This window comes from Actinosynnema pretiosum, assembly GCF_002354875.1.
Taxonomy (GTDB): domain Bacteria; phylum Actinomycetota; class Actinomycetes; order Mycobacteriales; family Pseudonocardiaceae; genus Actinosynnema; species Actinosynnema auranticum.
On sequence record NZ_CP023445.1, the window covers coordinates 4,541,419 to 4,554,138 of the forward strand.

Here is a 12,720-nt window from a genome sequence, read left to right on the forward strand (position 1 = left end):
AGGCAGTCCCGATTGGAACGGTTGTTGATGCGCAACGAGTACGCGAGCGCGCCCTTTTACGCCGGAATCGCCGGAATGATGCCGAGCACGCTGTTCGTGGACTGGACGCACGAGGTCAGCGGACGCGACTACACGTGGCAGGAGTTCCTGGGGGTGTACCCGCGCTCGTCGGGCTCAAGGCGTACCCCCGCACGGAGTGGCTGCCGTTCTACCGGCAGTTGGGCGCGGTCACCGCCAGGGTGCACGCCGTCCGGGGTGATCGGTTCGGCCGGGTGGCTGGCCCGTGGTTCACGACGTGGGGCGAGTGCGTGCTGGCGGTCCTGGACGACATCACGGCCGACCTGGTCGACGCTGGGCTCGACGCGACCGACGTCGAGGAGTTGAGCGCGCGGGCGAGGGCCGGGCGCGCGGTGCTGGACCAGGTGCGTGAGCCGAGGCTGCTGCACGGCGACCTGTGGACGGCGAACGTCATGCTGGAGCCGGGGGCGGCGGAGCCGACGATCGTCGGTGTGCTCGACCGCGACCGGTCGTCGTGGGGCGACCCGGCCGCCGATTGGGGCTTCTCGGTGCTGACGGGGAAGTCTTCCGAGGTGCGTGCGGCGTTCCACGAGAGCTACGGGCCGGTTGACGCGGCCCCGGAAGCGGCATGGCGCGCCTCGGTGTACCGGGGCGCACATCGGTGCGATCCGGCTGGAACGGCACCGGTTGGGCGAGCACGACCGGATCCCCGCCAGCTACGACGACATGCGCGTGGTGCTGGACCTGCTGTGAGCACCGCTGCGGTCGAGGGTGCGGGGCCGAACGGGCTTGCCGAGGCGGTGCCCCTGGCACGGGCGGGCGTCGCTGTGCTGGAGGCCGCCGATACGATCGGTGGCGGCACACGGTCGGACGAGGCGATCGTGCCCGGCCTGCTCCACGGCCACTGCTCGGCGTTCCACCCCATGGCGGTCGGCTCGCCGCTCTTCCTGGAAGCGGAACCGGGCCGCTACGGTCTGCGGTGGGCCCGGCCGGAAATCGACCGCGATCAGCCTCGGACGTGACGGCGGCACGTGGCGCGCGCTGTTCGAAGGCCCGGTCACAGGCATCGACGCACTGGCCGGGGACATCACTCGCCCCCTGCGCCCCGTTCTCGTCCGCGGTGGCGATGGGGATCATCACCGCGGGGACACCGGCACCATGGCCGAGTGCCTGACCCCACCTGCGCGGCGTGATCGAGGCCGGGACGCCGGTGCGCGGGATTCGCGACCTGCCACCAGGACGGGTCACGCCCTCCTACCGGCGGTTCCGACACGCTCCCTGGGTGTTCAAGGTGGACTTCGCCGTGGACGGGGGCGTGCCGTGGCGGGACCAGGAAGCACGGCGGGCGGGGACGGCCCACCGGGGTGGCGCGTTCACCGAGATCGCCGAGGCGGAGCCGCCTCACCCGCGCCGGCCACATGCCCGAGCGTCCGTTCGCGCCGGTGGGCCGGCAGTACCTGGCCGATCCCGGCCGTTCGTCGGCGACATCCACACGGTGCGGACGTACGCCCACGTGCCGCACGGCTACCGGGGGGGCGCGACGGAGTCGATCGTGGCCAGGATCGAGCACCTCGCCCCCGGCTTCCACGACCGGGTGATCGGCATGGCCGTCCGCACGACTGCCGAGATCGCCCGGTACGACAAAAACAACGTCGGCGGGGACATCCTGGCGGGCGACAAGGACGTCCGCCAACTCGTCTTCGGCCCGCGCATCGGCGCGCACCCCTACGACGCGGGTGCCCCCGGCATGTGCGGGTTCCACGCGGCCCACCGGCACTGGCTGATCAACGGGAGGCGGGGACGCCGCGCCGAACTTCACCGGGGACCGCCCCGCCTGGGCTGCGCGCTGGATCTGCTGACGGCGACTCTGCTCATACGGTGCGACCGGCACGCGTTCCCCCGGCGGTGGCGCTCGGCGTTGAGTGGGCGGACCAGGCGCCGGGCGAGCGGGGCCGGAGTCGCGGACCGGGACCACTCGATCCCCGCCCCACCGGGGAGCCGGACGCTTGGTCGAAGAGGAAGAACTTGAGCCCCCTCCGGGAGCAAGCGCGGTGCTGCCCCGCTCGCGCGGGCGCCGTCGCTCAGTACCCGGTGTTGTCCGCCCCGGGCTCGACCGGGCCCACGCCCAGGAACGGCCCGTTCCTGGGCGGCTCGCACGCGGTGGACTCGTGCGCCACGAAGACCGACTCGGTGCCACCCGGCGGGTAGACCCGCAGCCCCGGCACCACCACCTGCTCGCAGGCCGGGGTCTTGAGCGGGGCGCTGGACAGGAACAGTCCCGCGGACGCCGTCTCACCGGGGGCCAGCGTCACCTCGGGGCCGTCGGTGTCGCGGGTGGCAGGCTCACCGACCTGCTCGCCGCCCTCGGCGGCGACGTACGAGACACCGGGCGCGCCGTGCAGGGTGCACGGGCCCGTCCCGGTGTTGGTAAACCTCAGCGGGACGTGGGCGCCCTGCATGTCGTGGTTCCCGTTCTGACCGATGTCGACCCGCAGTTCCGCCGTGGCGCACCTGCTGTCGGACGCGGGCATCGAGCGCGACGTGCCGGTGAGCGAGATCGAGGACGGCCGGTCGGACGGGGCCGGAGGGGAACCGGTGCCGGGTTGGCCCAGCCGGTCCGGCGCCATGGTCTGGCACGCGCCGACGAGCGCGACGACCGCCAGGCCCGCGGCCACCCGTCCGGCGCGTGACGCCGTCGGACGCGGTCGGGAAGAGCGCTGGGGGGTGAGTCCACTGGTGTTGGTCATGTCACCGGGGTAGCCCGCCGCACCGGCCCAGAGTCCGCCCGGCGGGCGGTGTCAGGCAACCGCAAGGTCTGGCGTCGGGCGGGACCGGTCGCGGACGCGCTCAGCGGGCCAGGAACTCCTTGATCCGGGTGGCCACCGCAGGCCAGTCGTGGCTGAACCAGATCAGGTGGCCGTCTGCGGCGCTCTCCACGACCTCTCGCGGCGGCGAGCGCCCTGGCGTGCTCGAAGGGCACGGAGGCGTCCCCTCGGCTGGCGACCACCAGCCCCGGTTGGGCGACCACCGCGGCGGACCCGGTCGCCCAGCATGTCGTTGCGGAAGCCCTCGCCGGAGCGCATCCGGGAGAACAGGTCGACCAGCGCCTCCCGCTGCTCGCGGGACAGCGCCGCCACCGACCGCTTGGCCGAACTCGTGGACAGGTTCCCCAGCAGCCGCAGCCCAGCGTCAGGGGCGACGCGCACGAGCAGGCGCACCAGCGACCACGTCACGCGCTCGGTCGCGGGCGAGAACGCCAGCACGCCCGCCCGCCGCGTGCGGGCGTCCGGCCAGTGCGGTGGGCCGACCGCGCTCTGGAGCACGACCCGCTCCACCAGGTCGGGGTGCCGGGCGGCGGTCGCCAGCGCGGGCGGGCCGCCCGCCGAGACCCCGACGGCAGCGGCGACCCGGTCCACGCCCAGGTGCGCGCACAGCGCGCGGGCCACGTCGGCGAACCCGCCGGAGGTGGTGCCGGTGGTCAGCGGGGTGCGGCCGTAGCCGGGGCGGGAGGGCACGAGCACCGAGTGGCCCGCGTCGGCGAACACGTCCTCGCCGAGCGCGATCCCGGCGCGCGCGTGCCCGCCGTGGAAGAGCAGCACGGTCGGGCCGTCGCGCCGGTCGAACCGGTACTCGACCGTCCCCCGGTCGAGCGAGGCGGTGGTCGTCGGGCGGTCCGCGCCGGTCATGGCGGCCGTGGGCCTTCCGCGCGGGCCGGGCGGCAAGGTCCGCGCCCCGGCTCCCCCGACCCGACCGCGAGCGGCCCGGCCAGCGGGCCAGGGCACGGGGGTCCCGACGCCGGGGTGGGCGCGCGAGCGGGCCGCAGGGTAGTGTTCCCGGCGTTGCCCCTGTTCGGGCATGGTGTGCCGGGAAGCCTGGTCGGCGTCGTTCTGCCGTCGACCCTGGAGCCGCCCGTGCCCCGTCCGAACACCGCCAGGATCTTCAGCAGGGGATCGTGGCCAGAGACCAAGCGCATCGCCGACGTCCTCCGCATGGAGACCGTCGGCGGTGTGATCATGCTGGTGGCCGCTGTGCTCGGCCTGGCCTGGGCGAACTCGCCGTGGGCGCCCTCCTACGAGGCGCTGCGCGGCTTCGAGTTCGGCCCGGAGGCGCTGCACCTGCGGCTGAACGTCGGGCAGTGGGCGGCGGACGGGCTGCTGGCCGTCTTCTTCTTCATCGCCGGGCTGGAGCTCAAGCGCGAGTTCGTGGCCGGTGACCTGCGCGACCCCCGGCGCGCGGCGGTGCCGGTGGCCGCCGCGTTCGGCGGGGTCGCCGCCCCCGCCGTGATCTACGCCCTGGTCAACCTCGGCAGCCCCGACGCCGCGGCCGGGTGGGCCATCCCGACCGCCACCGACATCGCGTTCGCGCTCGCGGTGCTCGCGGTCATCGGCCGCTCCCTGCCCACCGCGATGCGGACGTTCCTGCTGACCCTGGCCGTGGTCGACGACCTGATCGCGATCGTGATCATCGCGGTCTTCTACACCGAGCGGGTCTCGTTCGTGCCGCTGCTGCTGGTGCTGCCCCCGCTGGCGCTGTTCGCGGTGCTGGTGCGACGTCGGGTGCGGTCGTGGTGGCTGCTGCTGCCACTGGCCGCGGCGGCGTGGGGTTTCATGCACGCCTCCGGTGTGCACGCGACGGTCGCGGGCGTGCTGCTGGGCTTCGCCGTGCCGGTCGCCCGCCGCGCCCACGGCGACGGGCCGGGGCTGGCCGAGCACTTCGAGCACCGCTGGCGCCCGCTCTCGGCCGGGGTCGCGGTGCCGGTGTTCGCGTTCTTCGCCTCCGGTGTCGCCATCGGCGGCCTGGACGGACTCGCCTCCTCGCTCACCGACACCGTCACCGTCGGTGTGGTCGTCGGCTTGGTGCTGGGCAAGCTCGTCGGCATCACCGCGAGCACCTGGCTGGTGGCCCGCTTCACCAAGGCGGAGCTGGACAGCGACCTGGCCTGGGTGGACGTGGTCGCCCTCGCGGTGCTGAGCGGGATCGGATTCACGGTGTCGCTGCTGGTGGGCGAGCTGGCCTTCGCGGAGGGCACCGCCGAGCACGACCACGCCAAGGTCGCGGTGCTGCTCGGCTCCCTGACTGCGGCGCTGATCGCCACGGCGCTCCTGCGCGCCCGCAACCGGATCTACCGCCGCATCCACGAGGAGGACACCCGCGACGACGACGGCGACGGCATCCCGGACGTGCACCAGGCGCGGGAGGGCTGAGGGCCGCCGACCACGTCAGGATCCGGCGTCACCGCCGCCGGAGGAGCACCGGTGGGCCGAGAGGGAGGACGGCCCGCCCCGGACCGGGGTCGGCGAGGCCCGAGGCGGCCCCGGTCGGCGGTGTCGCGTCGCGGGCGCTTCAGACGGTTCGGTCGAGCAGTTCGGCCAGCAGGGCGCGGACGCGGCGGTCGATCTCGTCGCGGATGGGGCGCACCGCCTCGACGCCCAGGCCCGCAGGGTCGTCCAGGGTCCAGTCGAGGTAGCGCTTGCCGGGGAAGACCGGGCAGGTGTCGCCGCAGCCCATGGTGATCACCACGTCGGACGCCTCCACGGCCTCGGTGGTGAGCTTGCTCGGCACCTCGGTGGTGATGTCCAGGCCAAGTTCGGACATGGCCTCGGCGGCGGCGGGGTTGACCCGGTCGGCCGGGGCGGAGCCTGCGGAGCGGACGGCGACCCGGCCCAGTGCGTAGTGCTGGAACAGCGCGGCGGCCATCTGGGAGCGGCCCGCGTTGTGGACGCAGACGAACAGGACCTCGGGCTTGCGACTCATCGGGACGTCCTTCAGTAGAGGCAGGTCAGGTGGCGGGCAGGACGGCGGGGACGAGGCGGTCGACGCGGTCGGACAGGTCGCGGTAGGCGCGGTCGAAGGCGTCCTCGGTGCCGATCGCGGCGGGGTCCGGGACCGACCAGTGCAGGCGGTCGGCGGAGGTGTCCAGTTCCTCGTGGGCGTTGTCGCACACGGTGACCACCAGGTCGTCGGGGCGCGCAACCTGGTCGAGTTGGTTGGTGCGGGCGTGAGCCAGCGAGAGGCCGTGGGCGTGGGCGGTGGCCACGGCCAACGGGTGCACGCGCTCGGCGGGGTGGGTGCCCGCGCTCGTGGTCGGGACGTGGCTGCGTTTCTCCCAGAGGGCGGCGGCCAGTTGCGAGCGCGCCGAGTTGTGGGTGCACACGAAGATCACGCGCGGCGCCTGTCGGGCGCTGGCGGATGCCAGGTCAGCCAGCGGGGCCGCGCACAGGCGCAGGTAGGAGCGGCGGCGGTCGCCCTCGGAGCGTGAGCGCTCGACCAGTCCGGCCTGCTCCAGCAGTGCGATGTGGTGGGCGAGCAGGTTGCTGGGCACCCCGAGGGCCTTGCCCACCTCGCTCGGGGAGGCGTCGCCGAGCAGCAGGAGGTCCACCACGGCCAAGCGGACGGGTTCGCCCAGGGCTGCGTGCACACGCGCGCGCTCCACCAGCGCCGGAGGCCACTCAGTGTTCATTGACTCAATGATGCTTGAGCTACTCTCCCGCGTCAACCCACCCCAGGGCGAGCCCCACGCACAGGTGACCGCAAGCAGTCCGGGTTGACTCGACCAGCAAAGCTCAGCAAGTATTGAGTCAATAAATGTTGAGACACTCGATCGGAGAGCCCCAGATGACGACGGCACACCGCCGCAGGGACTTGAGCGTCGACCAGCAGCTCGCACTGGGCACCGCCGCCACCCGACTGCGCGAGTCGTTCGACGGCGTGTTCGGCGCCGAGACCATCGAGCGGTTCCTGCACACCAGCTACGAGCAGTTCGTTTCGGGCAGCACCGTGCCGAACTACCTGCCGCTGCTGGCCGAGCGGTTCGCCCGCCAGCGCCTGCACGCGCTGGCCCGCGTCGAAGGCCGTCTGCACGACGGCAGGCCGAGCGTGCTGTTCCTGTGCGTGCACAACGCCGGGCGCAGCCAGATGGCGCTCGGCTTCCTGCAGCACCTGGCCGGGGACGCCGCCGGGGCCTGGTCCGGCGGCTCGGAACCCGGTCACGAGGTCGACCCCGTCGCGATCGCCGCCATGGCCGAGCGCGGCATCGACATCTCCGGCGAGTTCCCCAAGCCGTGGACCGAGGAGATCCTCGGCGCCGCCGACGTCGTGGTCACCATGGGCTGCGGCGACGCCTGCCCCGTCCATCCCGGCAAGCGCTACCTCGACCGGGTGCTCGACGACCCCGTGGAAGCGGGGATCGAGGGCGTCCGGCCGGTGCGCGACGAGATCGAACGCCGTGTCCGCACGCTGCTGGCGGACCTGGAGGTGCCCCTCGCCTGAACACGGCAACCTCGTCCACGACCGACCCGCACCCGACGCGACCACACCCGCCCATACCACCGACCTGCCCCGGAGCCCTTGGTGAACACCCCAGCAGCCCCCGCCCCCGACGTCCTTCGCGGACTGTCCTTCCTCGACCGCTTTCTGCCAGCCTGGATCGGTGTCGCCATGCTCGCCGGCCTCGCCCTGGGCCGATTCGTGCCCGGCCTGCAAGGACTCCTGGACGCGGTCAAGGTCGCCGAGGTCTCACTGCCCATCGCGCTGGGGCTGCTGCTGATGATGTACCCGGTGCTGGCCAAGGTCCGCTACGACCGGCTGGGCGCCGTGACCGGCGACCGCCGCACCCTCGCGCTGTCCCTGCTGCTCAACTGGGTGCTCGGCCCGGCGCTGATGTTCGCCCTGGCCTGGATCTTCCTGTCAGACCTGCCCGAGTACCGCACGGGGCTGGTCATCGTCGGGCTGGCGCGGTGCATCGCGATGGTCATCATCTGGAACGACCTGGCCTGCGGCGACCGCGAGGCCGCCGCCGTGCTGGTCGCGCTCAACTCGGTGTTCCAGGTGGTCATGTTCGGCGTGCTCGGCTGGTTCTACCTCGACCTGCTGCCCGGCTGGCTCGGCCTGGACACCACCGGCCTGGACTTCTCCCCCTGGGAGATCGCCCTGTCCGTGGTGATCTTCCTGGGCGTCCCGCTCGCCGCCGGGTACCTCAGCCGCCGCCTGGGTGAGCGGGCTCGCGGCCGCGACTGGTACGAGTCGCGGTTCTTGCCGAAGGTCGGCCCGGTGGCCCTGTACGGACTGCTGTTCACCATCGTGGTGCTGTTCGCGCTGCAGGGCGACCAGATCACCTCCCGGCCGCTGGACGTGGCCCGCATCGCCCTGCCGCTGCTGGTGTACTTCGCCGTGATGTGGTTCGGCGGCTACGCGCTGGGCAAGGCGTCGGGGCTGTCCTACGAGCGCACCACCACGCTGGCCTTCACCGCCGCGGGCAACAACTTCGAGTTGGCCATCGCGGTGGCGATCGGCGTGTTCGGCGTGACCTCCGGTCAGGCCCTCGCCGGGGTGGTCGGCCCGCTGATCGAGGTGCCCGTCCTGGTGGGGCTGGTCTACGTCAGCCTGTGGCTGCGCAAGCGCTGGAGCACGAACTGACCGCCACCGCCGCGGTGGGCCGGGGACAGCTCGGGCCACTGCCCGTCCGACCACGTCCGACGGTGCGACGCGCCGGGTGGGATCGTTGTGCTGTCAAGTCGACAGGACATGAGGGCGGGGCAGCGCGATGTCGGTCGAGGACAACCAGGTGCCGGTCCGCTCCTCGCCATCCGCACCGGCGGTGTTCGCCGCGGGTGCTGCGGTGGGGCTGCTGGGCGGCATGATCGGACTGGGCGGGGCCGAATTCCGGTTGCCGCTGCTGATCGGCCTGTTCGGGTTCGCCGCCCTGTCGGCGGTCATCCTGAACAAGGCCATGAGCCTGGTCGTGGTTCTGACCGCGCTGCCCGCCAGGCTGACCACCGTGAGCGCCGCCGAGCTGGGCTCGCACTGGGCGGTGGCGGTCAACCTGCTCGCGGGCAGCCTCCTCGGCGCCTGGGCCGGGGCGGCGTGGGCGGTGCGGATGCGCACCGCCACCCTCTACAAGGTCCTCGCCGCCCTGATGGTGCTCATGGCCGCAGCCTTGGTGCTCACGCACACCGCCGACCTCGGCGCGCTCGCCCTCGCACCGGCGCTCCAGCTCGTGCTCCTGGATGTCGTCCCGGACCTGGTCCTGATTCCCGCGCTGGCCGTGGTACTGCTGGTCTCGGCGGTCAAGCTCGCCCGCCACGCCTAGCGCGCACCCCGGATCAGGCGGCGCACGAGGTGGTGGGCGTCGCGCCCCACACCGCGCAGCGTCGCCGAGGCGAGGGAGCGCTGCCACTCCAGGCCGACGAACCCCAGGCTCGGCCGGACGGTGGCCAGGCCGTGGCGCTGACGCGGTCGCCCGCCGCCGTCGAAGACGTCCGGGTCGGTGAGCCAGGACAGGTCGGGGCGGTAGCCGGTGGCCAGGATGACGGTGTCCACGTGTTCACGGGCGCCGTCGGGCCAGATGAGCTCGGAGCCCTCGACCGCCGTGAACACCCGTCGCTGATCCGGGCGGTCCGCGGCCAGCCCCGCGCGGTAGCGGCCGCGGTCGAGCACCGGCTGGTGCGGCGGGGTCCGCAGCAGGTGCCCGATCGGCGCGCTGTCCAGACCGAGCAGCCGGGACCAGAAGTGCACGTCACGGCCGAGCGGGCGTTGCGGGACGAACGTGACCGGAGTGCGGGTGGCCAGGGTGACGCGGGCGTGGGCGGCGAGCTCGACGCCGATCTGCACCGCGGTGTTGCCCGCGCCGACCACCACTACCCGCTGCCCGGTGAACCCGGCGGGTTCGCGGTACTCGGCGGAGTGGAGCACCGCGCCGGTGAACGCCTCCAGGCCGGGCAGGGCGGGCCGGTGGGGGTTGCCGAACGAGCCGGTCGCCGCGATCAGCAACCGGGCGCGCAGCTCGGAGCCGTCGGCCAGCCCCACCCGCCAGCCCGTCCCGTCGTGGTGGGCGGCCCGGACGCGGTGGTGGGTGCGGATGTCGACGGCGCGCTCGTCGACCAGGCGCCGGGCGTAATCGCGCAGGTAGTCCACTACCTCGTCGCGGCGCGGGTAGCGGTTGGGATCGCCGGGGAAGGCCATGCCGGGCAGTCCGCTGTGACAGGCCGGGGAGAACAGGGTGAGGCTGTCGTAGTACGACGGCCAGGCCCCCACAGGTTCCGCCCCGGCCTCCAGCAGCACCGGCGCCAGTCCGGCCCGGCGCAGGGCGTGGGCGGCGGCCAGTCCGGCCTGTCCTCCGCCGACGACGAGGGCGTCCATCCAGGTCAAGGTCCGGTCCTCCGGTGTTCTCGGGTGTGGCGGCAGAGCGGTGACGTGCCGCTTCCGGTCAGCGGGCGGGTGGCGCGGACAGCGGCAGCGCCTCAACCGTCGTCGGGGCGCAGCACCCGCCGCTCTGTTCCTCGACGGGAGCGTCGAACAGCCCGGCCCCACCGCACACACCGGTCTCCGGCAGCACCAGTTCGACCTTCGCCGCGGCCTCGTGGTCGCCCGCGATCTCGGCGACCACGCTGCGCACCTGCTCGTAGCCGGTCAGCGCCAGGAACGTGGGCGCGCGGCCGTAGCTCTTCATCCCCACCAGGTAGACGCCGGGTTCGGGGTGGCGCAGCTCGGCCGCGCCGTGCGGGTAGACCGTGCCGCACGAGTGCGCGTTCGGGTCGATCAGCGACGCCAGCCGCACCGGGGCCTGCAGTACCGGGTCCAGCTCCAGCCGCAACTCCGAGGACCAGGTCAGGTCCGGGCGGAACCCCGTCGCTACCACGACCTCGTCGACGGTGTCCAGACGCCGCCCATCCTGGGAGACCAGCACAAGCCGCTCGCCCTCGCGCTCCACCGCGGCGGTACGGAAGCCGGTCACCACCTCCACGTGGCCCGCCTCCACCGCCTCGCGCGCCCGAAGGCCCAACGCCCCGCGAGCCGGGAGCTGGTCGGCGTCGCCGCCACCGAAGACGTCCCCCACCCCGCCGCGGCGCAGCAGCCACACCACGCGCGTGCCGGGACGCCGCTCGGCGAGATCAGCGAGCGCCACCAGGGAGGTCAGCGCCGAATGGCCGCTCCCCGCCACCGCGACCCGCTTCCCGGCCCAGCGCTCCTCCCCCGCGGCCAGGTCCGGCACCCGGTAGGCGATCCGCTCGGCCGCCGCGTGCTCACCCAGCGCGGGCAGCCCGTCCCCGCCCAGCGGGTTGGGCGAGCCCCACGTGCCGGAGGCGTCGACCACGGCACGCGCGGTGATCCGCTCCTCCCCCTCCGGGGTCCGCACGTGCACGGTCAGCGGCTCGCTGTCGCGGCCAGCGTCCACAACGCGGTCGCGTCCTCGACGCGCCACCCCGACCACGCGCGCCCCGAAGCGGACATGCCCGTCCAGGGCGGCGGCCAGCGGTGCCAGGTAGCGCGACGCCCACTCCGCGCCGGTGGGGTAGTCCTCGCCTGCCGGGGCCGTCCACCCCGCGCTTTCCAGCAGTTCCCGCGCAGCGGGGTCGACCAGTTCCGACCACTGGGAGAACAACCGCACGTGGCCCCACTGGGCCACCGCCGCGCCCGCCTGCCCGCCCGCTTCCAGCACCAACGGCCGAAGCCCGCGTTCCAGCAGTCGAGCCGCCGCCGCCAACCCGACCGGGCCCGCGCCCACCACAACCACCGGAAGCCCGTCCACAAGCCACCCCTTCCATCGTCGAACATCGATCGAACTCGCCGGACTCTATCGACACGAATCGATAGAGTCAACCATCGACACCAGTCGATAGACTGGTGCCATGACGACCACGCAGCCCCCGGCGGGCCTGGCCAGCCAGGACGCGACCACCTACGCCGAGTGGTTCGCCTGCCTTGCCGACCCCACGCGGGTACGCCTGCTGCACACCATCGCCACCCACCCCGGCGAACTGACCGTGGGCGCGCTGACCGAGGCGCTGGGCATCAGCCAGTCCACCTGCTCGCACCACCTGCGCAAGCTCGCCGACGTCGGCTTCGTCCTGCTGCGCAAGGAGAAGACCGCCACCCTGGTCACGGTCAACCCGGCCTGCTGCACCGGCCTGCCGCACGCGGCCGACGCCGTCATGGGCACCATCGTCACCCGCCCCTGCTGCCCGAGCGACCTGCCCGCCGACGTCACCGTGCGCGCGATGACCGACGACGACTGGACCGACGTGCGCCGCGTCTACGCCGAGGGCCTCGCCACCGGTAACGCCACCTTCGAGACCGAGGTCCCCACCCGCCGCGCCCTGGAGGCCAAGTGGCTGGCCGGGCACCGCTGGGTCGCCGAGATCGACGGCCGCCTGGCCGGTTGGGCGGCAGCGACCCCCACCTCCACCCGCGAGTGCTACTCCGGCGTCGCCGAGACCTCCGTCTACGTCGGCGAGGGCTTCCGGGGCCGGGGCGTCGGCAAGTCGCTGCTGCACAAGCAGGTCACCGCCGCCGACGCGAGCGGCCTGTGGACCCTGCAGACCTCGGTCTTCCCCGAGAACCGAGCGAGCATCGCCCTGCACCACAGCGCGGGCTTCCGCACCGTCGGCGTCCGCGAACGCATCGCCCAGCACCACGGCGCGTGGCGCGACACCGTCCTGCTCGAACGCCGCCTCCCCACGAACTCGGCTGCAACTTCTTAACGACAGCGCACCAGCAGGCAACGCAAGCTGGCCAGCACGGCCCCTTGGTCGGGTTATCGCTGACGCCGGAGCACCGTCGTGGGCACGATGACCTGTCGGACCGGATGCGCCATGCCAAGGATCACAGACACCTCATGAAGAGGTCCTCGAGCAGGTCGCGCGAGTTGCTCATGTCGTAAAATACGGAAAAACGTTACACGTCTGATCAGGTGGTAACCACACG

The 12,720-nt window shown here is 73.1% G+C and carries 13 protein-coding genes; 7 read left to right on the top strand and 6 right to left on the bottom strand.

Going from position 1 to position 12,720, the window contains the following annotated elements:
• Positions 1 to 239: 239 nt before the first annotated feature.
• Both CNX65_RS19395 and CNX65_RS19400 read left to right on the top strand, forming a co-directional pair.
• Positions 240 to 1,040 carry a phosphotransferase family protein gene (locus CNX65_RS19395; protein ID WP_332553122.1) on the top strand — a complete coding sequence of 267 codons (801 nt, stop codon included), beginning with the start codon at positions 240 to 242 and terminating at the stop codon, positions 1,038 to 1,040.
• Between the two features lie 473 nt (positions 1,041 to 1,513).
• Positions 1,514 to 2,047 carry a hypothetical protein gene (locus tag CNX65_RS19400; RefSeq protein WP_157767729.1) on the top strand — a complete coding sequence of 178 codons (534 nt, stop codon included), beginning with the start codon at positions 1,514 to 1,516 and terminating at the stop codon, positions 2,045 to 2,047.
• Positions 2,048 to 2,099: 52 nt separating this feature from the next.
• Here the strand turns inward: CNX65_RS19400 and CNX65_RS19405 are convergent, their stop codons facing one another.
• Entirely contained in the window at positions 2,100 to 2,693 is a 594-nt protein-coding gene (locus CNX65_RS19405) for a DUF4232 domain-containing protein (protein ID WP_157767730.1), read from the bottom strand.
• Positions 2,694 to 2,927: 234 nt separating this feature from the next.
• Complete coding sequence (locus tag CNX65_RS19410) at positions 2,928 to 3,704, bottom strand: alpha/beta fold hydrolase (RefSeq protein ID WP_198320512.1); 777 nt, start codon at positions 3,702 to 3,704, stop codon at positions 2,928 to 2,930.
• 225 nt (positions 3,705 to 3,929) lie between these two features.
• On the opposite strand from CNX65_RS19410, the gene nhaA reads away from it, so the two are divergent.
• A complete protein-coding gene (gene nhaA, locus CNX65_RS19415; RefSeq protein ID WP_198320513.1) occupies positions 3,930 to 5,222 on the top strand; it encodes a Na+/H+ antiporter NhaA in 1,293 nt (430 codons plus the stop codon).
• 139 nt (positions 5,223 to 5,361) lie between these two features.
• On the opposite strand, the gene CNX65_RS19420 is transcribed toward nhaA, so the two are convergent.
• Both CNX65_RS19420 and CNX65_RS19425 read right to left on the bottom strand, forming a co-directional pair.
• Positions 5,362 to 5,772 (bottom strand): arsenate reductase ArsC, encoded by a 411-nt coding sequence (locus tag CNX65_RS19420; protein WP_096495019.1) that lies wholly within the window; start codon positions 5,770 to 5,772, stop codon positions 5,362 to 5,364.
• Between the two features lie 25 nt (positions 5,773 to 5,797).
• Positions 5,798 to 6,478, bottom strand: a complete 681-nt coding sequence (locus CNX65_RS19425; protein ID WP_096495020.1) for an arsenate reductase/protein-tyrosine-phosphatase family protein — start codon at positions 6,476 to 6,478, stop codon at positions 5,798 to 5,800.
• 155 nt (positions 6,479 to 6,633) lie between these two features.
• Between CNX65_RS19425 and CNX65_RS19430 the strand changes: the two genes are divergently transcribed.
• The 3 genes from CNX65_RS19430 (at position 6,634) to CNX65_RS19440 (ending at position 9,106) form a co-directional block, all read left to right on the top strand.
• Positions 6,634 to 7,287, top strand: coding sequence for an arsenate reductase ArsC (locus CNX65_RS19430; RefSeq protein WP_096495021.1), 654 nt, complete (start codon positions 6,634 to 6,636; stop codon positions 7,285 to 7,287).
• 78 nt (positions 7,288 to 7,365) lie between these two features.
• On the top strand, positions 7,366 to 8,433 hold the full coding sequence (gene arsB, locus CNX65_RS19435; protein ID WP_096495022.1) for an ACR3 family arsenite efflux transporter: 1,068 nt from the start codon (positions 7,366 to 7,368) through the stop codon (positions 8,431 to 8,433).
• A gap of 127 nt (positions 8,434 to 8,560) precedes the next feature.
• Entirely contained in the window at positions 8,561 to 9,106 is a 546-nt protein-coding gene (locus CNX65_RS19440) for a TSUP family transporter (RefSeq protein WP_096495023.1), read from the top strand.
• Here CNX65_RS19440 and CNX65_RS19445 read toward each other — a convergent pair.
• Both CNX65_RS19445 and CNX65_RS19450 read right to left on the bottom strand, forming a co-directional pair.
• Complete coding sequence (locus CNX65_RS19445; RefSeq protein ID WP_198320626.1) at positions 9,103 to 10,155, bottom strand: flavin-containing monooxygenase; 1,053 nt, start codon at positions 10,153 to 10,155, stop codon at positions 9,103 to 9,105. The two genes, CNX65_RS19440 and CNX65_RS19445, sit on opposite strands and share 4 nt — an antisense overlap.
• 67 nt (positions 10,156 to 10,222) lie before the next feature.
• A complete protein-coding gene (locus CNX65_RS19450; RefSeq protein ID WP_096495025.1) occupies positions 10,223 to 11,545 on the bottom strand; it encodes an NAD(P)-binding domain-containing protein in 1,323 nt (440 codons plus the stop codon).
• Positions 11,546 to 11,645: 100 nt separating this feature from the next.
• Here CNX65_RS19450 and CNX65_RS19455 point away from each other — a divergent pair, with 100 nt between their 5' ends.
• A complete protein-coding gene (locus CNX65_RS19455; RefSeq protein WP_096495026.1) occupies positions 11,646 to 12,497 on the top strand; it encodes a helix-turn-helix domain-containing GNAT family N-acetyltransferase in 852 nt (283 codons plus the stop codon).
• Positions 12,498 to 12,720: the final 223 nt, after the last annotated feature.